The organism is Bradyrhizobium sp. AZCC 2289, from assembly GCF_036924615.1.
Lineage (GTDB): Bacteria > Pseudomonadota > Alphaproteobacteria > Rhizobiales > Xanthobacteraceae > Bradyrhizobium.
Genome location: NZ_JAZHRY010000001.1, coordinates 2,537,883 through 2,562,820, shown reverse-complemented (window position 1 = coordinate 2,562,820; position 24,938 = coordinate 2,537,883). Strand labels below are relative to the sequence as shown.

28 protein-coding genes are annotated in these 24,938 nt (G+C 61.3%); 15 read left to right on the top strand and 13 right to left on the bottom strand.

Annotated elements, in window-relative coordinates; all coding sequences use genetic code 11:
- The first annotated feature begins 274 nt into the window (after positions 1–274).
- A complete protein-coding gene (locus V1289_RS12515) occupies positions 275–1,036 on the top strand; it encodes a hypothetical protein (RefSeq protein ID WP_334397243.1) in 762 nt (253 codons plus the stop codon).
- Between the two features lie 136 nt (positions 1,037–1,172).
- On the opposite strand, the gene V1289_RS12510 is transcribed toward V1289_RS12515, so the two are convergent.
- Positions 1,173–1,625: a hypothetical protein gene (locus tag V1289_RS12510; protein WP_334397242.1), complete on the bottom strand. Its 453-nt coding sequence runs from the start codon at positions 1,623–1,625 to the stop codon at positions 1,173–1,175.
- 271 nt (positions 1,626–1,896) lie between these two features.
- Between V1289_RS12510 and V1289_RS12505 the strand changes: the two genes are divergently transcribed.
- Positions 1,897–2,079: a bacteriocin gene (locus V1289_RS12505; protein ID WP_074274328.1), complete on the top strand. Its 183-nt coding sequence runs from the start codon at positions 1,897–1,899 to the stop codon at positions 2,077–2,079.
- A 243-nt stretch (positions 2,080–2,322) separates the two neighbouring features.
- On the top strand, positions 2,323–2,574 hold the full coding sequence (locus V1289_RS12500; protein WP_334397241.1) for a hypothetical protein: 252 nt from the start codon (positions 2,323–2,325) through the stop codon (positions 2,572–2,574).
- A gap of 138 nt (positions 2,575–2,712) precedes the next feature.
- Here the strand turns inward: V1289_RS12500 and V1289_RS12495 are convergent, their stop codons facing one another.
- Together V1289_RS12495 and V1289_RS12490 are read right to left on the bottom strand one after the other, a co-directional pair.
- On the bottom strand, positions 2,713–3,219 hold the full coding sequence (locus tag V1289_RS12495; protein WP_334397240.1) for a YkgB family protein: 507 nt from the start codon (positions 3,217–3,219) through the stop codon (positions 2,713–2,715).
- Positions 3,220–3,262: 43 nt separating this feature from the next.
- Positions 3,263–3,799: a carboxymuconolactone decarboxylase family protein gene (locus tag V1289_RS12490; protein ID WP_334395509.1), complete on the bottom strand. Its 537-nt coding sequence runs from the start codon at positions 3,797–3,799 to the stop codon at positions 3,263–3,265.
- Between the two features lie 132 nt (positions 3,800–3,931).
- Here V1289_RS12490 and V1289_RS12485 point away from each other — a divergent pair, with 132 nt between their 5' ends.
- The 3 genes from V1289_RS12485 to V1289_RS12475 all read left to right on the top strand — a co-directional run bounded on the left by V1289_RS12485 (position 3,932) and on the right by V1289_RS12475 (position 6,432).
- A complete protein-coding gene (locus V1289_RS12485) occupies positions 3,932–4,966 on the top strand; it encodes an AraC family transcriptional regulator (RefSeq protein WP_334397239.1) in 1,035 nt (344 codons plus the stop codon).
- A gap of 496 nt (positions 4,967–5,462) precedes the next feature.
- Positions 5,463–5,654: a hypothetical protein gene (locus tag V1289_RS12480; protein ID WP_334397238.1), complete on the top strand. Its 192-nt coding sequence runs from the start codon at positions 5,463–5,465 to the stop codon at positions 5,652–5,654.
- A gap of 502 nt (positions 5,655–6,156) precedes the next feature.
- Positions 6,157–6,432 (top strand): hypothetical protein, encoded by a 276-nt coding sequence (locus V1289_RS12475; protein WP_334397237.1) that lies wholly within the window; start codon positions 6,157–6,159, stop codon positions 6,430–6,432.
- A gap of 162 nt (positions 6,433–6,594) precedes the next feature.
- Here the strand turns inward: V1289_RS12475 and V1289_RS12470 are convergent, their stop codons facing one another.
- From V1289_RS12470 to V1289_RS12460, 3 genes are all read right to left on the bottom strand, one after another.
- Positions 6,595–7,776, bottom strand: coding sequence for a GNAT family N-acetyltransferase (locus V1289_RS12470; protein ID WP_334397236.1), 1,182 nt, complete (start codon positions 7,774–7,776; stop codon positions 6,595–6,597).
- Between the two features lie 829 nt (positions 7,777–8,605).
- Positions 8,606–8,977, bottom strand: a complete 372-nt coding sequence (locus tag V1289_RS12465; protein ID WP_334397235.1) for a hypothetical protein — start codon at positions 8,975–8,977, stop codon at positions 8,606–8,608.
- A 923-nt stretch (positions 8,978–9,900) separates the two neighbouring features.
- Entirely contained in the window at positions 9,901–10,131 is a 231-nt protein-coding gene (locus V1289_RS12460; protein WP_334397234.1) for a hypothetical protein, read from the bottom strand.
- 206 nt (positions 10,132–10,337) lie between these two features.
- Between V1289_RS12460 and V1289_RS12455 the strand changes: the two genes are divergently transcribed.
- Positions 10,338–10,571, top strand: coding sequence for a hypothetical protein (locus V1289_RS12455; protein ID WP_334397233.1), 234 nt, complete (start codon positions 10,338–10,340; stop codon positions 10,569–10,571).
- A gap of 465 nt (positions 10,572–11,036) precedes the next feature.
- Positions 11,037–11,327 (top strand): hypothetical protein, encoded by a 291-nt coding sequence (locus V1289_RS12450; RefSeq protein ID WP_334397232.1) that lies wholly within the window; start codon positions 11,037–11,039, stop codon positions 11,325–11,327.
- A 109-nt stretch (positions 11,328–11,436) separates the two neighbouring features.
- Here V1289_RS12450 and V1289_RS12445 read toward each other — a convergent pair whose 3' ends face one another.
- Positions 11,437–13,815 (bottom strand): mechanosensitive ion channel domain-containing protein, encoded by a 2,379-nt coding sequence (locus V1289_RS12445; protein WP_334397231.1) that lies wholly within the window; start codon positions 13,813–13,815, stop codon positions 11,437–11,439.
- A 319-nt stretch (positions 13,816–14,134) separates the two neighbouring features.
- On the opposite strand from V1289_RS12445, the gene V1289_RS12440 reads away from it, so the two are divergent.
- The 6 genes from V1289_RS12440 (at position 14,135) to V1289_RS12415 (ending at position 18,872) form a co-directional block, all read left to right on the top strand.
- Entirely contained in the window at positions 14,135–15,388 is a 1,254-nt protein-coding gene (locus V1289_RS12440; RefSeq protein WP_334397230.1) for a Spy/CpxP family protein refolding chaperone, read from the top strand.
- Between the two features lie 337 nt (positions 15,389–15,725).
- Positions 15,726–16,553 carry a 3-keto-5-aminohexanoate cleavage protein gene (locus tag V1289_RS12435; protein WP_334407428.1) on the top strand — a complete coding sequence of 276 codons (828 nt, stop codon included), beginning with the start codon at positions 15,726–15,728 and terminating at the stop codon, positions 16,551–16,553.
- A 231-nt stretch (positions 16,554–16,784) separates the two neighbouring features.
- On the top strand, positions 16,785–17,474 hold the full coding sequence (minC, locus tag V1289_RS12430) for a septum site-determining protein MinC (protein WP_334397229.1): 690 nt from the start codon (positions 16,785–16,787) through the stop codon (positions 17,472–17,474).
- Between the two features lie 20 nt (positions 17,475–17,494).
- Entirely contained in the window at positions 17,495–18,310 is an 816-nt protein-coding gene (minD, locus tag V1289_RS12425; protein ID WP_334397228.1) for a septum site-determining protein MinD, read from the top strand.
- Positions 18,310–18,588 carry a cell division topological specificity factor MinE gene (gene minE, locus V1289_RS12420; RefSeq protein WP_074273476.1) on the top strand — a complete coding sequence of 93 codons (279 nt, stop codon included), beginning with the start codon at positions 18,310–18,312 and terminating at the stop codon, positions 18,586–18,588. The genes minD and minE overlap by 1 nt, the downstream gene beginning before the upstream one ends.
- Positions 18,585–18,872, top strand: a complete 288-nt coding sequence (locus V1289_RS12415; protein ID WP_334397227.1) for a hypothetical protein — start codon at positions 18,585–18,587, stop codon at positions 18,870–18,872. Before minE ends, V1289_RS12415 begins: the two co-directional genes overlap by 4 nt.
- 57 nt (positions 18,873–18,929) lie before the next feature.
- Here the strand turns inward: V1289_RS12415 and V1289_RS12410 are convergent, their stop codons facing one another.
- The 6 genes from V1289_RS12410 to V1289_RS12385 form a co-directional block, all read right to left on the bottom strand.
- A complete protein-coding gene (locus V1289_RS12410; RefSeq protein WP_334397226.1) occupies positions 18,930–19,265 on the bottom strand; it encodes a GYD domain-containing protein in 336 nt (111 codons plus the stop codon).
- A 314-nt stretch (positions 19,266–19,579) separates the two neighbouring features.
- Entirely contained in the window at positions 19,580–20,374 is a 795-nt protein-coding gene (locus tag V1289_RS12405; RefSeq protein ID WP_334397225.1) for a hypothetical protein, read from the bottom strand.
- Between the two features lie 96 nt (positions 20,375–20,470).
- Positions 20,471–21,244 carry a DUF2182 domain-containing protein gene (locus V1289_RS12400; protein ID WP_334397224.1) on the bottom strand — a complete coding sequence of 258 codons (774 nt, stop codon included), beginning with the start codon at positions 21,242–21,244 and terminating at the stop codon, positions 20,471–20,473.
- A 47-nt stretch (positions 21,245–21,291) separates the two neighbouring features.
- Complete coding sequence (locus tag V1289_RS12395) at positions 21,292–21,924, bottom strand: DUF1326 domain-containing protein (RefSeq protein WP_334397223.1); 633 nt, start codon at positions 21,922–21,924, stop codon at positions 21,292–21,294.
- 281 nt (positions 21,925–22,205) lie between these two features.
- Positions 22,206–22,376, bottom strand: a complete 171-nt coding sequence (locus V1289_RS12390) for a hypothetical protein (protein WP_334397222.1) — start codon at positions 22,374–22,376, stop codon at positions 22,206–22,208.
- Complete coding sequence (locus V1289_RS12385) at positions 22,373–22,711, bottom strand: hypothetical protein (RefSeq protein ID WP_334397221.1); 339 nt, start codon at positions 22,709–22,711, stop codon at positions 22,373–22,375. The genes V1289_RS12390 and V1289_RS12385 overlap by 4 nt, the downstream gene beginning before the upstream one ends.
- A gap of 828 nt (positions 22,712–23,539) precedes the next feature.
- Here V1289_RS12385 and V1289_RS12380 point away from each other — a divergent pair.
- The gene (locus V1289_RS12380) at positions 23,540–24,862 is read left to right on the top strand and encodes a TAXI family TRAP transporter solute-binding subunit (protein ID WP_334397220.1); all 1,323 of its coding nucleotides are present in this window, start codon (positions 23,540–23,542) and stop codon (positions 24,860–24,862) included.
- Positions 24,863–24,938 lie beyond the last annotated feature (76 nt).

The window sequence follows — 24,938 nt, the reverse complement described above, 5'->3', positions numbered from 1 at the left end:
GGCACCGCATTGGCGTCCACGGGGTTCCTCCCGTTTTCCGCGACCGACGACACTCGACTCCACTCGGCAATTTTTGCCGTGTGTATGGTTAGCAAAGGGTTAATTTCCAGCGTCATTCCGGGGCGATGCGTCAGCATCGAACCCGGAATCTCGCCCACACCCACCGCTGTCATACCCGCGCAGGCGGGTATCCAGTACGCCGCGGCTTCTCGGCTCAGGCATCAACCACCACCCCCGTCATTGCGAGCCACCGGGTCGCGCGAACGCGCGCCCGATGACAGGCTCCGCGAAGCAATCCATCGTGCCGCACAAAGGAAGAATGGATTGCTTCGTCGCTGACGCTCCTCGCAATGACGACAAAACACACTTCCGCATTCCCGCGGCGCGTTTCGCCCGGGCCTTGCAAATCGTTTTGCCCAACAAGAAGAGGGCGCAGGGAACGCCGGGTGCTTGCTGCACCCGCGGTCTCGCGTGCAAAAAAACAATAGCAAGCGCACACGAGCATACAGGTACAGTCGGAGCATTCCGGCGTCCCTGCGCAATGGTTTTACGGCTTATGCCGTGCTCTCCCCGGCGACGAATTCGTCTTGTCACCGTCATCGGCGGATTGAAGGTTTTCGCGCCCGGTTGGGTTCGAAAAACCTCCGCCGACTTGACACCAGCAACGGGTGCCGGAACCACACGGTTTTGCCGTACGCATCAGCGCCGTTCGTCTGTCGCGCCGGTCGATCGCTCACGGGCCGAAGCCCGCCCTGCGATCCCGTTCGCGTCCGACGCTGCCGCGTCCACCGCATCCCTGCCCAACGTAGCTGACGATCATGATACGCCCCCTCTCAAGGGCCAGGACGGCGGGAGTTATACTTTTGATTTGCCCGTCGGGATGAACAAGAAAATCTCGCTTCGGGACAGAAAAATGACTCGACAACGGAATTCGGCATTCGAGCAAGTGATTTGCCCGTCGGGCAATTTGGGGCGCGGACTCATGATTAGCGACAACGTAATCTTCGGCCGGACGGCGGATTACGCCTTCGGCTAATCCGCCCGAGCTCAAGTTCACGGGAATGGCTGCGGCGACATTAATCGTCATGTCGGCACACACACGACTCGGTGAAATTTAGGTCTGAATGGATATGTCAGGCCGAAGGGATGAGTAACGAAAATCAGCGCTGGCGCTACAATGGATGCGTAATATCAATCGCGATGTCTGCACTGGTTCTCGGATTGAAGTCCGCCTCGTAAGAGGCAATCTCGTCCTTGAGCATTCTGCTTTCAGATGCATCGCTGCTGGATATGTAAATTACGAAGTCCGGCTTGAGAGCGAGATTTGACAGAAGACGACGCACAGCCACCCCATCGACGATCACAGGTCGTGGCTTTTTGAGCCGGCTCGTAATGACGCGCGCTAGCGCCTCATTCAGGTAGACGAGCTTTCCTTGGTTCGGGATCAGAAACAGATCCGACTCCACCAGCGAAATATTGAACTGCCAAGCCAAGTATCGTCCGAGTGTCGTCTTCCCGACACCTGACTGCCCGTCGATCGCAATCAGCTTTCCCGGCAGATCATAGAGAAGCTGCGTCAGGGACGTGATGACCTCTTTGTATTGAGGTAGCTCTTTAGCATTCATGATTGTTGGTTGCTCCTGTACACCATTGTCAGCGTTGCCGCAGAATACAGGGCCGTAGGGCGGGTTAGTTAGCCGAAGGCGTAATCCGCCATTTTTGTCTTCGATCAGGCGGTGGATTACGCTTCGCTAATCCACTCTACGAGCTGATTTGCCGCCTTGTCACCCATGTGACTCACAAGGTGACGCGAGTCACATAACGCAACCGCGAACCGACGTATTCCTATCGCCACGAGCTGAGGAATGGTCCTCATCGAAGAGACAGGGGAATGACATGAGCAAGCTGAACAACGGCATTCGTGAACTGAACATCGATGAACTCGACCAGGTGAGCGGCGGCAACCGTAGCCAGGTGAACGACCCGTGGTATCGCGGCCCGAAGTTGGGCGCACCGCAAGGCTCAATCGCCCAGGGCGATACGCTCGACAACACGCTGACCTTCGACCAGCTGCCGTGACCGAGGAGGCCGCCTCGGTTGGCGGCCTCTTTATTTCCGATGTTTGCGCCGGGATAATTAGAGTTACGGTGACCAAGCGGCGTTGCGGACCGCGAGGCCGCTGGCTGAGTACCCACCTTCTGCATTGACTCACTGTTCATGTTTTGTTCTTAATATGTCTCTCCCGACCTGGAGGCTGTCATGGATAACAGACTTAACGAATTACGACGCAAAATCAGAACTTTACGCCGGGAAATGCTGGACTTGGAGGCGACCACCCGCGACCAAATCCGGCAAGACCAGGATTGCACGGCCTCAGCCAGTCAGACGATGGCGATGAGGAAGGAGTTGGCCGGTCTCGTCCGGCAATGGGGCATTCTCGGCGGCGGCGACCGGCTTCCGACGATCACGGAACGGTTGCGGAAAAACTCCCGCCCGTTCGTCAGGCCGAAGCCCGGACCGGAGAAAGTGCAAAAGCGCCGGCTCGTCGCCCGAGGCGCTGATCGTTTACGGTGACACCCATTAGCCGGCCGGCTAATGGGTGTCACCGTAATAGCCTGTCACAGAAATTGTCGTGTCTCACTTATGGGGTACAGTCCAGCACTGTCACCGCAGTAACCGGCGACGCTCGCTCTCGCCGGATCACTCACCTTGTTATTGCCGCGTCAAGCGAACCAGGTCCTGCCTCAGGAGATAGAGCGAGACGGCGAGCAGAACGACGTCCTTCATCAAGAAGGGGACGTTGCCGGTCATAGCAGGGAAGCCTCCGGCGGCGACGTCCCAGCCTTCCGGCATGAACGGAATGATGGTGACCGTCGCGATGAAGGTCCCGGTCGAGCCGAGGGCACCGAGAACGCCGAGCCGCTTGTCCCAGAAGCCTGCGAGCAGCAGCGACCCGAAGGTCCACTCCGAGACGCCCAGGAAATAGCTGGCGCCGGCGTGGCCGAACACCGGATACAGCCACCAGATCAGCGGCCCGTTGTCGATGAACGGGACCAGTCTTTCGAACTCGTACGGAAACCACTTCTGGTAGCCGAAGAAGAAGAACATGATCACCATCGCGGTCCGGACGACGTGGTAGTCGAGATCCTCCGCGAGCAGGCCGGACCGGTGCAGCGCGCGGACAAGCGGGTTTTGCGTGATATTTGAGAGCGTGGTCATGGTCGTGATCCTTTCATTCAAGATCTGACGAGGCGCGGCGGCTTCACGCGACTGCGGGAAAGTCGATCTCGGTGTCGTTGATGCGGTTGAAGACGTTGGTGAAGACGGTGGTCGCGAAGGCCAGGCTGATCTCCACCAGCTGGGCGTCGCTGTAGCCCGCCAGCTTGATCGCGGCGAAATCCTCGTCGCTGACGGTGCCGCTGGACTGCGCGAGCTTGCGGACGAAGCCGACCAGCGCGTCACGCCTGGCGTCGCCGCTGGGCCGCCCCTCGCGGATCTGCTTGAGTTCTTCCGGCTTCACGCCGGCGAGCCTGGCCAGATGGTTGTGGGCGGCGACGCAGTAGTCGCAGCCACCGGCGGCGCTGATGACGAGCTTGATGACCTCCTGATCGCGGTTGGTCAGGGTTCCGGCGGCGAGTGTGGCGTCGGCGAACAGGACCGACTTGAGGGCGCCGGGGCCATGGGCGGCGATGGCCGCGAAGGTGTTCGGGACGCTGCCGATGGCCTTCTTGATCTGGGCATAAACCTGGCCCGAGGGACCGGTGTCGGATTCGAGGTTGGGAACTGAAAGACGGGACATGGTGGCACTCCTTCGTTGGGGTTGGTGAACGATTGCGGAGTGACAGTATGGTCGCGCCTTGATACTTTGAATGTCGTGTTGTCTCGACTATATGCTCCATCGTCTCGTTTGGATTGCTTTCTGGAGGTCACCATGGATTGGCTAAGCCGGCTGTTCGAAATGATGCCGGTGCGTGGGCGGCTCGACCTGCGCTGCAACTACGGCACCCCCTGGCGCATCGACCAGGGTCCGGGCGAGGCGAACGAAATCCCGTATCACGCCGTGCTCGCCGGCTCCGGGACGCTGGAGGATCCGGCGGGAGGCCGATCGCTGCAGCTGAGGGCCGGCGACATTCTTCTGCTTCCCGGCAACCCACGGCACGTCATGCACGACGGCAGCGGAGCGTCGCCCCTGCCGGCCCGCAACCGTGCGTCCCTCAACTTCACGATCAGCGAGAATCTCGGTTCGGACGAACGGCTCGATCTGTTGTGCGGACATTTTGCCATCGCGCCGCCGCACGACCGGCTGCTGCGCAGCTATCTGCCGCCGCGCCTCGTCGTGCATGCCGACACTCACACTGGACAGAAGGAAACCGTCGCGCAACTCGCAGGCCTCGTCTCCCTGATGCGCCGTGAGTCCGCAGACGATCATCTCGGCGGCCGCGCGATGCTGAACGCGCTGTCGACGGCGATGTTCGCGCTTGTGCTGCGGCTCGCAAGTGAGACCGACGACGCGCCACGCGGCATCCTTGCTTTGGCTGGTCATCCACGCCTCGCACCGGCAGTGGCCGCTCTGTTCAACGAACCTGCGCGCGCATGGTCGCTGCCGGATCTTGCACGCCTGTGCAACATGTCGCGGGCAACGCTTGCGCGCCAATTCCAGGAGAAGCTCGGACGCTCGGCCAGCGATCTCCTGACCGACATCCGGATGACGCTCGCAGCGAACGAACTGAAAAAATCTTCTCTTTCCACCGGCGCCGTGGCGGAGGCCGTAGGCTATCAATCGGAAGCGGCGTTCCAACGCGCCTTCAAGGGCCACATGGGCGTCACGCCGGCCCAATGGCGCAAGATGCAGGAGCCACCCGGCCAGGATATCTTTGCAAGGCTGGTGGTCCCGGGCGACACGAATCCGACAAAGGCCGAGGGTGGCGGAGCGGTTACGGTGCCAGTGCACTCAATTGATAATTAAACTGTCGCCGCAGTTCCCCGAACGGCTCTCGCCGGGCCATGTGCGGCGGCGTTGGGGCGGCCTACGGCGGCGGGGCACATCCAACCGTTCCCAGAGTTCCGCCCGGCTATGGTTTCAATCGGGCCGTCCAAATTCTCAGCCCCAAATTTTATTGAACCTTGGCATGGCCTTTGCTGACCCAATATCGTCGGGGGGATTTCAGGGGCCCCGGGACTGAACCAACGCCGCCAAGCGATCATATTCCGCTTGGGCGGCGTTGTGCTTTTCTCAGGTGTCCTGATCTGGAATGCGGAGCGTCCCAATTTGGACGAGCACCCGCCCTCCCGGGTACTGGCCTGTTTCGATCCCTGGTGGCCCAATTTGATTTTGGCCGTGGCCTGATTTGAAGCTGTCACGAGCGAGCGACAGTTTTCGCCCGTAGTTTTCCGGTCATGAACAAAGTTCCGCCATCGAACCCCAGGTAAATCGGGTTCGGGACAAGATAGAGGCGGGGCGAATGAAAAAGGGCGATGTGACTTGCTCTGAGTGCGGAGCCGGTTTTCGGCGGCTTGAGCTGGCATCTGGGCCCGCGACCCAGGGCGAATACCGTTGTCCCACCTGTGGCGAGATTTTGGAAAAGTTCGACGGCAGCGCGTTCGTCGCCTATCGCCTCACAATCCAGCCTTCGATAAGGGGCGTGCGCGATTAAGGCCGCCCTCAGCTGATGAACTTCTTTAACTATCTGTTAAATTTCGGGCAGCATGATGCTCCCATGAGAGTAATGACGGCCACTATGGTTGCTCTCCTCATACTCAATTTTGTGGATGAGCATTTCAATGGCGCCCAATATTCCCGCGGGGCGATGGCCGTCATTGCGCACATTGCGAGATCGTTCGGCTAGGCCGCCTCAGTTGGCGGTCTTTTTCATGACAGACCCTTGCCGTCCCCTTGTCGCCGAAACCGGGATTTCGACACGGCCTTTGATGCTGCTCAATGCCGCGTTCTCCGACAATCGTAAGAACCCTCCAACGTCACCACGAACTGCCTGGGGCGGGAGCCTCGGCGATCCTGTCCGACCGGCCGACCGCGGCTTGGCACCTTTGGGAACCTACTCTCGCTAGATCCGATGTGGTGCCGAGGAGTGGTCGGAAGCGCGGGCGCCCAGGTCGTCTGCAGCGTTGCGGCGCCTTCCAGTCTTGCAGGAGGCTATGATGTCTATTGCCGCCGATCCTGACGATCTCGAGTCTGCGGTGCGCGGCGCACTATTGACGACACGGGCGACCGCGGCCTGCCCCTTCCATCCCGACGTAACGATCCGGGTCGGCGATGACGCGGCCGAGACCCATGCCTTCTATCGCGCGAGGAACCTCGTCAAGAGCGACGGCCGCGGCTGGAATCATGAGTTGCTGATGGAAGAGATCGCACGCCAACTCGCCGACGCCGCCGACCGCGTGTGTCCTCGATGTTTGGATGAGTCTTGTGCTTGAGGCCGCTGCGTGCGTATTTTGCGACCGATGGAATTCGGATCCCGAGTTGCTGAAAGGATTCTCGACCAGGTCGCGGATGCCGTGATCTATGCAAACCGTTCCGGCGAGATCATCCTGTGGAACCGCGCGTCCGCCGCTCTGGCCATTCGATTGCGAGCAGCGTCACCAGAGTTCCCCGTAGTCCGGAAACAGTTTGAGTGTCGCGTCGTAGCGCACCGGCACGATCCAGGGTAGCGCCAGCCTGAATATCGCATTCGCAAGGGCGGACGTATGGCGTGCATAGAGATCGATGGGATCGAGCCGGTGCCTCATATGCAGCTTCGGATCATAGTTTAGACCGCTGCTGCGAAACCATTTGTACCCGTTGCTGATCCCCCAACTGATCATGTCGCGAACGATGTAGTGATAAAGATGCAGGTCGAGTGCAACGGTGTAGTCGAAACCCACGTACTCAGCGTACAGCGAATCTCCTTGCACCATGCAAAGGCTGAAGGCCACCAGCGTGTTTCCGCGACGCCAGGCGAAGAACCGAACCTTATCGCTCATTCGCTGGCCGATCTGCCGGAAAAAGTCCTTGGTCAGCTTCTCGAATTGCATTTTCGAGCGCTCGAACACCTGAAGATAGAGGGGGTAAATCTCATCGACGAAACTTGCGGCATCGTCGGTGACGCTCATGCGAATGTCCGATACGCCGGCCGTCGCCGCGAGCTTCTTGCGCAATTTCCTTCGCGATGAACTCTTCAGCGCCTTTTCCGTGTAGGCGTCGAAGCTGTCATATCCGATGTCGAGCATCGTCATGGGCATGCTCGGTGCCCGCGTGAACCCGCGTTGCACGAAGCAGTGAAGTACTTCGCGATAGCGAGAAGGAAATTCCTTCAGTATGATGAGTTGCGCATTCAGCGATCTCGCCTGCTCGACGATGCCGTTCGACAAGGTTTCCGCGACGATGTGGACGGGCAGAGCTTCAGTCGCTGCGAGGTGAGCCTCCCCGGCGGAACAGCCGACCATCAAAGCGCGCAGTTTAAGGAAGCGCGGATAGAAGCGCCGGACCAGCGAAATCCAGTGGATTCGTTCAGCGCCAAGCCCTTCGAGAATATCCTGATCGACGAGGAAGAACGGCTGGATCGCCCGTACCTGGCCGTTGTTGTCGACGATCGCAAAATATCGGTACTCGAAGTTATCCCGGAGAGTGTCGTCAAGGATCTCGTAGTACCGATGATCTTTACGCTGGTCGGCGAAAGTGGATGTCCAGGGCGCGCATCCGGACAATTCGGCGCGCGACACCACGGAAATCGAGAACGATTCACGGGGCGTGCGGGAAATGCCCGGAATAATAGCGCCCATCTCTCCACTCCGCGGGGCTCCAGTGTGATTCATAACCCCGCGCCGGCTAATTATTTCCCGCCTCTTCAGTTGCGGCCGCGCCGGCGCGCAAGAAGCGTAAGAGAGAGTTTCTGACTTGGAATTCTGACTTGGAATTTAGAAACTAACATGCACGGCGCTGGAGGCCGCAGGTTCGTCGCAACGGTGAAATGAACCTGACTGCAAAAAAGAAAACTCCGTATTTACGATCAGTGCGCGCGCTGCGCGTGCACCTCGCGGGGCGAGTACGGCTGCGTCAAAAAGTCGGAACTGACACATCGAACAGGCGTTGAAGCCTTTGGGGCGGGGGCAGGTTTCCATGGTTCAGACAAGCCAGGGAGGACAGTTCATGTCAGTCAAGGCAGTCTTTCGATCGGTCCTTTGCTCTCTCGCGATGGTCGGCGTGTTCTCGCCCGCCCAAGCCCTGACCTAGCAGGAGCTTGTCGCCAAACTTGAATCCGCGGGCTATTCGCAAGTCCGGGATATCAAATCCACCGCTGAAGGCACAGCCGTCAAGGCGACCAAGAACGGCAAGGAGGTTTCCCTCGTCGTCGATAGCAGCGGCCAAATCAAAGAGCGACAGTAAGCGGGGTGGCCGAACGGGTGCGCGTGAGGCGCGCAGCCGGCGCGCGGGGGCGGGTTCATCGAAGGCGTAACCGGCCAGTTCGCGTTGGCAACCGGTGGGTTCGGAACAAGTCTTTCGTCCACGCCCGCCGGTTTCACGCCCGGCGGGCTCGGCGGCCGCATCTAAACTCTCATGAGGCGGAAGGGCTTCACTTGTTCAAGCAGTCTTGTTTCAAGCTGTCTTGTTTCAAGCTGTCTTGGCAAACATCGTCAGGACACCGTCGGCGATGTTGATAGCCACGACCTGTGACGAGTTCAGGCCCTTGGCCTTAAGCACAGCCGCCGCCTCCGGCGTCGCGTCAATAGACTTCCGGAGCGACTGAATATCTTCCTCGCGTGTGTTGGCCACGAGTTCATCCACTTTCGAGCGCACCGCCGGTTGCAGATCCTTGACGTCGACGACCTGTATGCTCCGTATGACCGTGCTGGACTGGGGAGTCTGTGCCTCGGATTGCGAGGGCGCTCCTTGAGATTGCGAGGGCGCTCCTTGTGCCTGCGCGAAAGCCGGCGTCCCCAGGGAGAGGGCTGCAATGATGACGGATGCTGTAACGATGCGCATGCTCACTCCTTTTCAGTTTGCCTGGAGCGTGATCTCCGCGCAAACGCCTGGCGTTTGTCGCGAGGGAAAGCCGGTATCCACTTTTCCGGATCATGCTCGGGAAAAACTTCTATCCACGAAATTTGGTTGGCGTCTGATTCCCATGTGGCCATTCAGTGAAACCAATGCGGCTGCAATGCGTGCGCAAGCCCGCCGGTTTACGCCGGCGGGCTTTCGCGGACGGAACCTTTGCGCGGCTCGGCAGTTTTATGATGACAGCGGCGGAACCGGGAAACCGGCAGTCGCGTATAGAGCCGCACGGAGTCACGCCCGGGGCGGCTTTATGCGTTAGACCACCCTGCGCTCCGGAGAGATATCGTGCGAATAATGAGTACATTCCACGATCGCCGAGAGTGCGGCCCTTCTCAGCGCTACCGGATCTCGCTCGCCTTTCGCGGCGCATGCAAGAATGTGCGACGCCATTTCGGCCTTCCTCGTCGACGTGCGCTTTGCCTCGGGGAGCATGACCGCGGCATCGTCAAGGACTGCCCTCATCAGTTCGATTAGCTCGGGCTGAAAAACCGCTCCAGTTGCACCCATCGCCGTCCTCCCACTCGCTACCCGTTTTCTTCTTTATCCGATGCGGTGATTTGAGCGCGTCTGTTGAACGGACGCAAAGCTTATTTTTATTGCGGCTGATCGTCGCTGGGCGTGCGGCGCAACAAGTCATCAAGTCTGCACCGTGGTTTTCCGGATAGACGCCGCATCGTCGTTTCCCTGAGAATAGGGGCATTCATCTCCTAATCGTTCATCCAATAATACTGGCGCGGTTGCCCGGCGGTTTATCAAAATCGCCGGGCTTTAAATTTGCGGGATCTTGCTTGACCGTCGCCACTGGCATCCGGCGCGGGGGCGATTGAAAGAGGCTGCCAACCGAGGCGGCCTTACTTTGGCGGCTGTAGTTCGCTCTTGAGCCAGCCGGCGGCCTTTTCAGTCTTCAGGGGATCGGGTTCGAACGTCGCTATCTTGCGGTCCGATTGCCAGAGCTCGATGGCGTGGCCGTCTCCCAGCGATGCAGCCTGTTCCCTGGCCGCGTCATCGTCGGCGCAGGTGAGATCGATGCGCTGCTTGATATGGCCATCCTCGCCTAGGACGTAAGCTTGATACTCACGCATCCGGCGGCCTCCGTAGCCGCAACCGATGGAACTTACTTGGCGTCCCACCTGGTTCCTTGGCAAGGAACCTTCTTCTTCACTGGAGACCCTTATGGGGTACCCCATAATATCCATGGAGAACGCACGGCCGCAACCTCATGACGCTCGTTAAGCGTCAGATCAGGTCACGGCTAAATTCAACCTGGACCACGCGTCGGAACAGGCCAATGCGCGTTCCGCTGGAAGAAGCACGGTTTGAAGCGCATATTCGGCGAATGACGACGATTGTCCGATGTACCAATTGCGGCGCCGAGTACAGACGCACTGAAGAAAAGTTCTTGGTGCCACACACCGGTCACGCAAACTGTAAGGTCTGCGGTGACACGCTGGAGTCTTGGCTGGAAAACACCCACGTTCCCATCTTCGAGTTGGTCAAACGTCCGGACGGAACGCCTGAATGAGGCCGCGACCTGTCGGCGTCAGGATGGCTTAACCTGGGCAAAATGAATCGCGGCCACGAAATTGGCGCGGTCCGACGAGAGGTGCACTGGCACTGTAATTCTGTCAGCGTAGTCTTCAGCCTTCGCTATTCGCGCTCACGCCGGACAAGCCACTCATCCACGTCGGCACCGGAAAAATGATCGCTCGCGCCGGGAACGTTATGGTGTCGTGATCATTCCAAATCCAAGGCGTGCGAAGCAAAACGCCAGGCAGGGGTCTCCCTATCAGGGATTTCCATTTCGTCAGCAAGAGATGGAGTTCCGCCAAACAGGCAGAGCAAGCCGATGCTTGCCGCCGCGACAAGCCTCGGATCGGCAGTTGCTGCCGGGGCGTAACCATCAGCGAAAGCAGGTCTGGCAAGCTGCGCGCAGACCGTCGGCAATCGGGGCAGGGCGCAATCCAAACGGCTGAAGGAAACACAGGCCATGAAACTGAATTCGACACAGCTGGAGCGAACCCTGAGCCAGTTTGCGGCGGAAGTGCTGCCAGACGATCATCCGGCACTCAAGCAATTGAGCAACATTTACGGGGATCACACGTTCTTTCTCGACGGGAGCGGCCTCAACGTGCTGGAGCCCGCAGACACCGCGGAAACGGACGCTCAAACCGGCGAAATTGTGAGCCTTGCCGACTGGAGCGATGCGACGCTCACAAGCCTGCGGCCGCACGAGCCGGAACCGACCGGTGTGCTCGTCGTGCTCGAAGCAAAGCACTGATCGGTTGCGACCCTGTCATTCCGGGGCGCGTCGAAGACGCGAACCCGGAATGACGGTTACTGCGAAAACCGCTGCCGATTCAGCTTCACCAAGAACCCGCCACTCGCGCCTACCCCGCCGCTCGCCGCGGCATCGCATCCGCGGCAACATCGGCCGGCGCCGGCACCTGCATCAGGATCGTCTGGTTCGCTGTTGCGATCTCGATCCCGCATTCCTGGAATCGCCGCTTCATGCGGCGGTTGAATTCGCGCTGCACCGGCCAGCGGCCGGCGTCGGTACAGCGGATCTGGCCGACGATCGAGGCCATCGCGCCGTCCACCCGGTCGACGCCCCACAATTCGAGTTGGCCGCGGATCATCGAGCGGTATTCGACCTCGTGGCGCATTTCGTCGACGATGTCCTTCAGGATCTGGCCGGCGCGGTCGGTGTCTTCCTTGTAGGCCACGTTGACGCTGACGGCGGCATTGCCGGCACCGCGGCTGGCATTGGTGAGCGTCGTCACTGCGCTGAAGGGAACGATGTGCACGGCGCCGTCGGCGGCGCGCAGGCGGATGGTGCGGATCGAGACGTTCTCGACCGTGCCCGATAGCCCCGACACCGTGACGTTGTCGCCGACCTGGACGGTGTTCTCCAGCAGCAGAAACAAGCCGGTGATGAGGTCCTGCACCAGCTTCTGCGAGCCGAAGCCGATGGCAATGCCGACGATGCCGGCGCCGGCCAATAAGGGTGCTACGTTGACGCCGATTTCGCTCAGCGCGGTCAAACCGACCACTGTCACGATCAGGCACAGCAGCGCCGTCCGCAGCATCGGCTGAAAGGTGCGCAGCCGGGCCGCGCGCGCGTAATGGCCGTCGCGCGACAGCGCATTCACTTGGCGGTCCATCAGCGCGTTCGCGATCTCCCAGATCGCCGCCGCCGCCAGCGCTGCGATGCCGATCGTCACCACCGCCGACAACAGCCGGCTGCCGATCTGGCCGCCATAGAACCAGACGATGGCGTCGACACCCCAGACCTCCAGCAGGGCCACGAAGCCGATGAAGGCAATGACGGAAGCGACGATCCTGCGCAGCAGCGGCAGATAGCGGTTGGCGCGGATTTCCAGCCCGGGGAAACGCTGCAGGAGTTCCGGGCTGATGCGGAAGCCGCGATCGATCAGGCTCAGCACCACCATGGTGGCGAGACGGCTGATCAGCGCGACCGCGACGGTGCCGACGAAATATTGCAGCAGCAGCGTGTAGCCGTTGTGGATATTGAGCGCCCACACCGCCCACAGCGCGAGGTCGAGCGCGATCGCCAGATAGTGCCACAGCCCGGCGAGACGATTGCGCACACGGGCCGCGGCGCCCTCGCGGCCGGCCGGCGCGCGAATGGCCTCGGCGACGGGCCGGCGGCACTGCAGGATGATGACGACGACAAAGAGATGCACGATCAGCATCACCAGGCGCAGCAGCGCCGCATAGCCGGCGCGATGCAGGCCGAGCAGCAGCGCCACGTTCGCAAAGGCGATGCCCGACACGGCGACGGTGACGATGCGCCGCGCCCAGATCTCGATATAGGCCGCGGTTTCGGCGCTGACACGGAACAGACCGAACGGCCCCGCCAGAGCCCGCACGACGCAGATCAGCCCGCGCGACAGGGCGTAGGCATTCACCACCGCGAGGATCACGAGGCGGGTGGTGGCGAGATCGCCGATCCCGGTCCCCAGCAACATCGTGGCGACGCCGACGAAGACCAATACCGGAAGCAGCTCGAGCGCGAGACGTCCCAGCACGAACGGCAGCCGGACCAGCGATTGCCAGGCGCGCGCCAGGCTGAGGTGCCGTCGATTCCGTTCGCCCGCCGCGGTCACATCCGCGGCCGAGGAGGGCGGATCGGCCATCGCCTGCGTCTGCGCCGGCGCACGCGCGGCTTGCGGAATGCGCGCTTCCAGCAGCGCCACCGGCCGCCTGATCAGGCGGAAGATCAGCCATTCGGCAGCCAAGGCGCAACCGAACACCAGCGCCAGTTTCCAGGCGATATTGAGCAACTGGTCATAGGCCGCGGGATCGTTGGCGGTCCGCACGATCCAGTAATAGAACGCCGGAAAGTGCGTCAGCGACCGCGCCATATAAGCGAACTCGTGCGAGATATCGCCGACCTGCTCGGACACCGTCAGCAGGAGCTGGGCGCCAAGGCTGTCCGCCGTGAGCGGAATCGCGTGGTGCGGTTCGGGCGCTGGCGGTGCGGCTTGCGCCTGCGGCGCGGGTTGGGCCGGTGGCGCGGCTTTGGCGATTGCGCGCAAGATATCGATCATCTGCGCGCGCTTGGTGTCGTCCTGCAGCGTGTCGAGGGCGCGGTTGGCCTGTTCGGGCGTCAGCGTATCGCTGCCATGGGCGGCTGAGGCGGCTGTGTGGGGAGCGGCGCCGGTCTGTGCCAGAGCAGGCCCGGCGAGCAGCGCGAAGGTGAGCAGGATCGCGGACAGGAGTTGGCACAGACGTTGGTGCGACACGAAAGCCCCTTTTTGAAAATTGTGCACGACGGTAAGGCCGGAGCCGGTATTGCCTTCGCGCAAGCGTCATGTCGGATCGCCCCTTTTCGCCGTTATCCTGTGTCGGAAGTTGGCCAGTGAGACGGCTTTGTCTTGGTATTTATTGTTGTATTTTCAATTGCAGTGCTGGGCTGCACTGTCATGGTATTACGTATTACGCGGAAGTGCTGACCACCGTGAGATCAGTCTGCCTGGCGCAGGGAACTTTCGGTTCCTCTCGGCGTCATCTAAATCGGCGTCATTTTAAGGTGACGCGTGAGGCCTGGCGCGGGAGGGTGCCATGTCGAGGTTCCGGATTGGAATTGCCGTTGTCGTTCTGGCAACCCTGCTGTCGAGTGCGGCCCCGGCCGGAGTGCGCCTTGGCATCAGCCCCCTTGGGGTCGCGAGATTCGCGGTAGGGCGCGTATTGTCGCTGGGTGGGTTACATCACCGTCGTGCCTTTGCCCGTCACGGCCAGATCCGCACGGTCTCCCTCAGGCCGCAAGACGTCCGCATTGCCATGGATTCCGGGCTTGGCAGCCCGGCGGCGCGCCGGCAGATCGTCGCGGCTGCAGCGCTGGCCGGCTGGCATGGCGGCCGCGACGCGAACGGGTGGTGGCGACACGGCGACGGCGGATATGGCTGGGTCGGGCCGCTGTTTTGGCCATTCGCCATCTACGATATCTACGACTACGCCGTCTGGGGCGACGGCACCGGCTTCTGGGACTACGGTTATCCGGACATCTATGCCGCGATCTTTGCGCCTTACGGCCATGATGATCTCGCCGCCTATGCGGGACGGGGCCCGCACGGCCCAGGACAGCTCAACTCAAGACATCTCAGCTCGAGATATCGCAGGGTCCCCTTGCTGCAGCAGCTCTGCGGCGATGACAGAAACGACGTTGCCGGCCTCGCCATCGATCAGATGCAGCAGGCAATCCAGCCGAACGAGGTGCTGCGCGCCGCCCTGGACGGTCTTGCCAACGCATTGATCCCGGCCGCCCAGATGATTCAGGCGTCGTGTCCGACCCAGACGGCGTTGACGGCGCCGGGCCGATTGGCCGTCATGCAGCAGCGCATCGGGGCGATGATCATGGCGGCGTCCGCCGTGCAGCAGCCGCTGGGGAAATTCTACGACCTGCTGGAGGACGAACAGGAGGCACGGCTCAATGCACTCGCCGAGGACCGGCGCAAGATGTCCGCCGCAAACGGGGCCACGGAAGCGCCTGCCCAGGCTTGCGGCGTGGCGCAGCCGGCCGCGTTGCAATGGCCGGCGGACGAGATCGAGGCCAGGCTGCACCCGAACGACACGCAACGCGCCGCGCTCAAAGCGCTGCAGGACGCCAACGCCAGGGCGGTCGACATCCTGAACGCCGGCTGCCAGCCGGACGACGCCACCACACCGCCCGCGCGTCTTGACGCAATGGAGGGGCGGCTCGAGGCTCTGCAGCGAGCGGTCTATCTGGTGAGCACCGCGCTCGAAAATTTCTATGCGACGCTGAGCGACGAGCAGAAGGCGCAGTTCGAGGCGATCGGACAAAAACGAACGGCGTGATCCGATCCATTGCCGTCACTGAGCCACGGAGTTACTGTAACAGTGCTTGACTGCACCCCAACGCGCCGCACGCCGTGCCGCGCGTATTTACGACGAGTGAGCGCGCCGCTTCGGTCAGCCCCGACATGCCGGGCGTGACGGGACCGGAGGTCGAATCGCTCCATGTTAAAGGCGCTCAATGGCTAAAGGGCGCATCCATCGAAGTGATCGACGGCAAGACGCAGCGTCTTGCGGCTTGGCCGCTATCGCTACTGCCGGTCTCCTGGGCTAGAACAGCAAGATACAGTTTGAACTGGTGCAGCCCACGCAGCCGAACCAGGACCATGAAGAGACGACAATGACCACACCTTGCATCATTACGGTCGCCATCACCGGTTCACTTCCGCAGAAGTCCGACAACCCGGCCGTGCCCATAACCGTCAGCGAGCAGATCGAGTCGACCCAGGCGGCTTTCGAGGCCGGCGCCACCCTGGTCCACGCGCATGTGCGCAAGGACGATGGTTCACCCACATCCGACCCAGAGCGCTTTGGGAAGCTGGTAGAGGGCCTGCGCAAGCATTGCCCCGGCATGGTTATCCAGCTTTCGACGGGCGGCCGCTCCGGCGCCGGGCGCGAGCGTGGTGGCATGATCCCGCTCAAGCCTGACATGTGCTCGCTTTCCACCGGTTCGTGCAACTTCCCGACACGCGTCTACGAGAATAGCCCGGACCTGGTGGAATGGCTCGCATCCGAGATGCGCACATATGGCGTGAAGCCCGAGATCGAGGCCTTCGATCTGTCGATGATCTTCAAAGCCGTCGAGATGCAAAAAGCCGACAAAATAACAGGTCCATTGCACGTTCAGTTTGTGATGGGCGTGAAGAATGCAATGCCGGTCGACCGCGAAGTATTCGAATTCTACACTGCGACGCTAAAGCGCCTCGCCCCGGACGCGACCTGGACAGGCGCCGGTATTGGTCGCGACCAGATCACGCTCAATCGCTGGTCGCTTGAGCTTGGTGGCCACTGTCGCACTGGTCTTGAAGACAATGTGCGCCTCGACCGCGACACCCTTGCGCCATCCAACGCGGCACTTGTCGAGCGCATCGTCGAAATGGCCGATTCGTACGGGCGCCGACCCGCTACCGTAGCAGAGACAAGGCAGTTGCTGCGGCTAAACGCCTAACGTGGCGTCCGCCGTAGCTCGGAGCGCGAAGGCGGAAGGCGTAATCCGACATTTCGTCTTCGATCGAACGGCGGATTACGCTGATCCGCCGTACGAGCCGCATGAGCACAGCGATATGCGGGTGCCTGAGGAAATCCCGGATCTCCGCCGCCGAAAAACCGCGCCGTTAACCAGCCGTTAACCAAGGACGCCGATCTTTAACCATTCACTAAGAATGGCGAGTCGAGCACGATGGACGCGATTGCGAAGGCCACACGTCAGCCAATCCGGATGAGGGGCCGCTCATACGTTGCGTTTACATTCTGTCCGGTGGTTCCGATCGCCGGCTGGCTGGAGGAAATAGACCTCACGCTCGGCCGCTCGCCCGGCTTTTTCGTCGGCAAGCCGGTGGTGCTCGACCTGTCCGCCGTGGACCTCAGCCAGTCGGCGATCGCTCACCTCGTCACCAGCCTCGAGCAACGCAACATCCGCGTCCTCGGCATCGAGGGCGTCGACGAAACCCGCCTCACCACCAGCATGCCGCCGCTTTTGACCGGAGGGCGCCACACCATGCTGACCGCGAACGAACCGAAAAAGGTGGAAGCCAAGCCGAAGCCGGCGTCGCTTTTGCTCGAAAGCCCGGTGCGCTCCGGCCAGTCGATCTTTTGCGAAGGCGACGTGACCGTGCTGGGCTCGGTCGGCTCGGGCGCGGAGATCGTCGCCGGCGGATCCATTCACGTTTACGGCGCGCTTCGCGGCCGCGCGATGGCTGGTTTCAGCGGCAATTCGTCCGCGCGGATATTCTGCCAGAAGATCGAAGCCGAACTGCTGGCCATCGACGGCTACTACCGGACCGCTGAACAAATCGACTCCGCCTTGCGCAACCGACCGGCTCAGGCCTGGCTCGAGGGCGACATCATGAAGATCACACCGCTGAATTAATTCGACTGAAGGAGATAGCGATGGCCAAAGTCTTGGTCGTGACGTCTGGCAAGGGCGGGGTCGGTAAGACGACTACCACCGCGGCGCTCGGTGCGGCGCTCGCGCAAATGGGAGAAAAGGTCGTCGTCGTCGATTTCGACGTCGGCCTTCGGAATCTTGATCTCATTATGGGGGCGGAGCGACGGGTCGTATTCGACTTCATCAATGTCGCGCAGGGCGTGGCCAAGCTTTCGCAGGCGCTTATCCGCGACAAGCGCCTCGAGAATCTGTGGTTGCTTCCGGCATCGCAGACCCGGGACAAGGATGCCCTGACAGATGAAGGCGTCAGGAGTATCATTGACGATTTGCGAACCAGATTTGACTGGGTTCTCTGCGACAGTCCGGCGGGCATCGAGCGTGGGGCTATGCTGGCGATGCGCTATGCGGACGAGGCTGTCATCGTCACCAACCCCGAAGTCTCCTCCGTGCGCGACTCCGACCGCATCATCGGAATGCTCGATTCAAAGACGGTGAAGGCGGAGCGGGGCGAGCGGGTGGAGAAGCATGTGCTGATCACCCGCTATGACCCGGCGCGCGCGGCGCGGGGAGAAATGCTCAGCATAGACGATATCCTCGAGATACTGGCGACGCCGCTGCTCGGAATCATTCCCGAGAGCCAGGACGTCTTGCGCGCGTCGAACGTCGGATCGCCGGTCACCCTGAACAATGCCGCCTGCGCGCCGGCGTGCGCCTATGCCGACGCCGCGCGCCGTTTGATGGGCGAAACCGTCGCGATGATGGTTCCGACCGAGCGAAAAGGCCTGATCAACCGGTTACTGGGACGGAGGGCGGCATGATGGATCTGCGACGGCTTTTCGGCAGCCGTACTGCTTCCGCGCCTGTTGCACGGGAACGGTTGCAGATTTTGCTCGCGCACGAGCGCGGGTTGCGCGGCCAGCCTGACCTGCTGGGACTGCTGCGGTCGGAGATCCTGGCCGTGGTATCCCGGCATGTCGTGCTCGATCCGGACAAGGTCATCGTCAGGATGGAGAGGGGCAAGACCGTTTCGACGCTTGAAGTCGATATCGAGGTGCCCAACAATTTCGAACGATCGAGAGCAGTGGCTGCGACATGATCGCCGACAGCAATAGCAACATCGCCTGGCACAGGGTCCAGTTGAAGAAGAACCGCGACGCCGTGCGGGCGCTGGAAATTGCCAGGTTCAGGACCGGCGAAATCGGTGGTGCGAGCGGCCAGACGCAAAGCACGATCGCCAAACTGAAGCAGAGGATCGCCGAATCCGAGCGATGCATCGCTGCCCATGAGCGGCAAACCAAGCGGCCGGTCGCGACCGACCTGCAAAGCCTCGCCCGCGTGAGCTGGAGCAACTGGAACGGGCTCGGCGTCAGCCGGCGCTGACGAAACGGCCAGACGGCCTGAAATTGCTGGCAGCCCTGCCGGCTGCCACCGATCTCCTTACTTGAAGGGCGGGCTGTAGGAAGCGCGAAGCTGAGCCGCTTTTTGCCGAATCGGTATGATCTCGTCCTGTGTCAGCAGGCGGGTGAGCTTCGCGTTCTGAAGGGTGCCGGCCGCGACAACGACGCCAACGATCGCCGGAGCCGCAGCGGGATCAGGCACGTCGAAGATTACCAGCACTCCTGGGCCGTCGACCGGGGTGCTGTACATCGAGATCAATTTGCCGCCGGCAGCCTCGATCAGTTTTTTGGCCGCTTCGTAGCGGCTTGTCGTCGGATTCTCCAAAATGGCGTTGATAGCGCGTGGCGTGTATTGTCCGGTGAGGCAGAAATGCATGGCGATCTCCTCTGGTGTTTGGTTCGAACAACTAGGCCCCATTGGGGCACCACCGCCCGATCTTCCCCGCACAGACCGCATGCGATGATTTTCGGCGTTTCGTTCCGCCGGATTTTTCTCGTTCACCGCAACGAAAAGGGAGGCCACTGCTTGGGGGACTGAGTCCTCTTCGCGGTTCCTCGCGGCTTGCGCCGGACGTTTCAGGGGGGCGATGTCCGGCTCCGGAAATGATGCGGAGGCTTCGGAATTCCGGCAATGAACATCATGAAGCTGTGCAGTTTCTTCGGAAGTAATCCGAATTAGTCTCGGCCCGGTCACCCACCGCCGGCGATCTGCTCCCATCCCTTCAGCGCCGGCTGCGCAAGTATCTTCCTCGCTTGTTCCAATTCGGTGGCGCGCTGTGCGGCTGAGGCCATGGCGTTGGCGGCGACGTTGTAACGGTCCGCCATATACTGAATTGGAAATATGAACTGACCGTTCGTCACCTTGTAGATGCCGAATTCCGCCAGCAGAGCCGCGACGCATTTATCGTACGCGCGATAATATTCGGCCCGGGCCGCCAGCATTTTGGAGATCACAGCGGCGATTTCCGCGTGCCGCCTGTCGACGTCCTGCATAAACCTGCTGGCGACATTCTTTTCCATATTCAGTGAGAGCGCGTAATTTTCGAGCCTGTCGCGCTCGGCCTTGAGGAGGGCGAGGTAGCGCGGCATGAATGTCGTCGCGTTGGTTTCCGCGATCTTCAAATCGCGGCGAAGGGCCTCGAGATCGCCGCGGCTCGCTGCCGCCAGGGTGATACCCCTCGAAAGCGCCGGTGGTTCAATTTCACGGGACAGCTTTTCACTGGCCGCGCTGGTCTCCAGGGCGGCCGTGGTCGCCATCGCCATCAGCTTCAGGAATCTGTTTGACGGATATCGTGCCAGCGCCTCGTCGATCGAGGCCGCATTGTTGATGGCTTCGAGCGCCATCCGGCTTTCCTGAGAGGCAATATTTTCCTGAAGCTTACCCAGGTAATAGACCCCGACCGAGAGCGCCGCCGCAACGACAAACAGGAGCACGAAGGCGATCGCGATGCGCGCCTTCGCCCTCTGAACCGAAAGTGCTGCCACGGTGTCCCTTCCTGCTCGAGCAGCGTTGTCTTACGCTTTTTCTCCCTGCTTGGCGATTGTCGGGCCCGGATGGGCAGTGGATTACGCTTCGTTTACTCAAGGCGCGCGCGCCAGAACGATCAAGCCTGATGCAATCAGGCCCACGCCGGCGGCGCGGCTGAGCCGGTGGCCGAGCGGCAGCAACTTCTCGCACGCGACATAGAGGGCGATGCCGGCGATCCAGAACAGGTTCATGATACCGCTGACGAACAGCAGCGCCATCAGGAACCAGCAACAGCCGAGGCAGTAGCTGCCGTGCCGGAGCCCCATGCGCAATGCACCCGCTGCGCCCGGCCGCCAGTGCCGGCTCAGGAACAGCACCGGGCTCTGGCAGTAGCGCAGGCAAACGCTCTTGACGGGCGTGAACTGGTAAAACCCCGCCAACAGCAAAATGACGCCGCCAAGCACGGCGCTGGTGCTCGCCATCGCCATCGACAGCAGGCCAGCGCGTTCGAGTGCCCACTGGGCCAGGGTCGCAACAAGGCTGAAGCCCGCCCATATCATGAGATAGCCACCGAGAAAGATCCAGGCATCGACGAAGGGGGACACCGACGCCGTTTGCTTGCGCTTGATGGCCGCGAATAGCAGGACCATGGGCGCTGCACTCGACACCATCATGGCGATCATCATGATCGACCACATGATGAACATCAGCGCGGCATACGACGGCGACCATGGCATCGGGTCCATCGGCATGTCGGCCATGCTCATGTCGATGCCTGCCCCGGCAAACAGATAGGTCCAGGCCAGCGCCGTCACCCCGGCAATGCCGCCTGCAACGATCAGGCGGTCATGCCGCAAGATTTGTTCGAGCGCTGACGTGTCGCTCATGGAGTAACCTCGCTAGAGCGTTTTCGAGCGAAGGCTCCGGCGCAGCATCAAGCCGCGACGCCATCGGGGGTCTGGACGACGTTGGCAAGCGAGCTATGCGTGCCCTTGGTCTCGAACTTGATCGCCCCGGTCGAGCGGATGTTGGCGGAGGCGACTTCGGCGGCCCTGTGCTCAAAGCCTTCCGGCATCACGACCTGAATGCGATGCGCAGCGCCCGTCACCGGGTTCTTGATCGGCTCGACCTCGGTCTCGAGCACACCCTTGGCGACGACCCGCGCGACGCGCCCGTTCTTGTCGAATGAAAACTCGAAGGGCGCAAACACCGGGTCGTGGATCTTGATTACGATCACGCTGAGGATCTGGAACAGCGTGCCCTCGGCGGAATGCTTGCCCGACATGATTTCGAACAGCGCCTGGCGCTGTTCCGGGGTAGCGCGCTCGTCGATAATCGGCTGCAGTTGCCCATTGCCCTCATGCAGCGCCCCGGGAAAATGCACGGTTCCGGCGAACACGAGACCATCGAGCCTGGTGCCCTCGAAGTGTCCCTTGGTGATCCTCATGCCGACCATGCCCTCGCAGGAACCGTGGGTCGGCGGGGCGTTGAAATCGCAGGGACAGCCGAACGCGCAATTGCAATTCTTGATCCATTCGCCTTCGAGGCGCCAGTCGGATGCAGCCATAGCTCATCTCCCGCAATACTTTTGGTTGGACGATGCAGCCGCTTGATAATCCCCTTCGGGTTGGAAATGTCCGGGTCAATGTGAACAGAATCAGAACCTGTGTTGCTCCAACGAGCCACACTGGATTAGCGGACTGCCATTTGCGGCCCTGATCGCAGGCAAGCATATCAGCGAGCGTCCGCGCCGTACAGGACACCATTCCTGTCTTAATTTCGTCCGTCGCCCTCGCTGGATGACGGCGCTTTAACCTCCCTCCAATCCGCCTCCATCTCCTTTACGGTTCAGTTGAACGTGCAGACGGATTGCTGCGTCCAAGGGGGACTGCCCGGTGACGAGGGACGCTTGTCGATGATTCCATGGTTCGTTTTGTTGATCCCTGCCGCTTCGTCGGCAAGCAAGGCGTGGATGCCCGGCTCAAGGCCGGGCATGACGGCGCGAAGGTAGCGGATCATTTGCGGGTCTTTTGTCGGGACAGCTGCTCGGTTTCGCCCGGGCCGGTCGTCCTTCGTCTCGAATCCGGGCTCGAATTTGGCGGGGTTGAACCAGCGATGATGCTGAAAAGACCGGGGCCTTGTTGGTGGTCCCTGACGACGCTGCCGGGAATGGAGGCGACGGCCCCGGTTCCGCCGGAGGTGCCTTGGGCCAGGGAAGGTTGCGTTAACGCCGGCACGGCAGCAGCGGCGAGCACGAAACAGGCTATGTGCGATTTCATTTGGGTTTCCTTTTGAAATCGTGTCGAAGCGCGTGTGTAGTTGTCATTAGGCTCGAACTCGTGGAGCACGTCCATGCGAAATCGTCAGATTCGCCGCTTTTGACCGGAGTGGCGATCGCGTATTCCAAGCAACTTGCATTCGGCCGCCCAAGCTGTCGTCAATCCGCCCGACGGACTTCGTTTCAAAGAATATACATTCGCTTGGCTGCGGTAAGCGCGCCGCTGCATCCCGTGCGATCGCCCCTGGCATCCAACCGCTTGGCGCGGGCCATCGTCGTCGAGAATTTCGATTGCAGGCGCTTTTGGGCCTGCTTCAAGGAAGCGGGTGTTGGCTGCCGATTAAGTTGGGCGCCAACCGACTGTGGCGCCGTCAATCCCGCGTTCGGATTTCCCGCCGACTGGCGTATGGCGGCTTCGAATTGAGCAATGTCTTCGCTGCAAGGACCGGCCTTCGCGACCGGAATACTGAAGCAGAGCACCGCGCAAACGATCAGTCCCGTCGTTCCCAAAAGTTTTGGCATCGGACCTCGCCTCCCTCATTGCTCAACTTGGGATCGTCATTGATCCCCGCTGTTATAGCCCAAATCCGGATTGCCCATAATGATCCTGTGATGCCGCGCGCCTATGCCCGGACGGCGCCGGCCGATCCGCCCTGCGTGCCCGCCTTGTGGAGTCGCGCGGCTGGATGCACTCTGGTTCGGCATTTGATCGCTTCGAGGAGCGAACAGTTGACCGATGCACCGCACGAGATATTCGATCAGTTGACGGTCGGCAGACTGCCCGACAAATTGCCCCATGAACTCGAGCTCTCGCTCAAGCCATCCGGCAGGGCTTGCCGCAGCTTAGGATTTGATCGGGCCGCATCCCGTGCGGCAAGCGGTCGGCTAACAGGGAGGAGCGAGCATGACTTCGCTGAATTTTCCGCTCTGGCTTCGCTTCGTCGTGCTGGTCGGCGTGGTCGGTCTTGCGGCCGGCGCCGGCCTGTTTGCCTATCGGTACTATACCCGCCCGGTGACTTTGAGCGTGGCGGTCGGCTCGATTGACGGCGAGGCTGCCAAGGCCATGTCGGCCATTGCAAGCCGGCTCGCGACCACCAACGCGGCGGTGCGGCTCAAAGTGGTCGACAGCGGCACCGCGCTTGAAGCGGCTAATGCGTTTGCAGCCGGCAAGGTGGACCTGGCCGTGGTTCGTGGTGATGTCGGCGACCTGTCGCAAGCGCGCGCCGTGGTCATTGTCAGCCACATGGTCGTCCTGATCGTCGCGCCGCCGGGTTCGAGCGTCGACAGCATGGACAAACTAAAGGGACGCCGCGTCGGGGTGATTAGCGCGAGCGCCAATGCCAAGGTCGTCGAGGTGCTGAGCAAGGAATACGGGTTAGATCGGCAGAAAGTATTCAAGGATATCGCCTTGACGGATGCCCGGCGCGCCCTTCAATCCAAAGAGGTTGCAGCACTGCTCGTCGTGATTCCCCTGGCGCAAAAATATTTGTCGCTGGTGCGAGGCTTGTCCCAGCAGGGGTCGAAAGCGCTGCCGGTGCTGATCCCGGTCGATTCGGCGGCGGCGATTGCCGAAACCGAGCCTGCCTTCGAGAGTTTCGACGTCCCGAAAGGCACCTTGCGCGGCGCGCCGCCGGTGCCGGATGACGATCTGACCACCCTGAGAACATCACTCTATCTGGTTGCGAACAAGAAGCTCGGTTCCGATCTGGTCGCGACACTCACGCAGACCATCATGAACGTCCGCAGGGATCTGTTGGCCGAGGATCCGATTTTCGGGCAGATCACCGCACCCAGCACCGATCAGGATGCCTACCTTGCGCTGCACCCCGGGGCGGCCGCCGTCTACAACGGCACCCAGCAGAGTTTTATGGATGAATACGGCAACTGGATTTATCTGACGCCGATGGCGCTCGGCGCCGCCGCGACCGTGCTTGCCGCGGCCTGGAAGTTCCTCGGATTTGGGGCGCCCCTGACCGGACAGGGCCCGCTGGATTCGCTCTACGCCCTCGGGCGCCGCATTCGCAAAGCCGGCTCCGAGGCCGAACTTTTGGAAATCGAGGAGGAAATCGACGCCATTCTCGGCGCGCAACGCGCCAGGACGGCGCGCGGGGACGAGAGCGCAGTGGATGACGCGACGCTGAATGTCGCCGCCCATCGGCTGGAGGGCTTGATTCACGATCGGCGATCCATGCTTGCGAAGAAGCCTGCCGTCGCCTCTGCCGCCTGATCCGGGCGCCCCGAGCCGTTTCCGTTCCGATTGAATCGGAACGGGGCTCTATTTCTTTTTTTGACGCGTTTTCTTG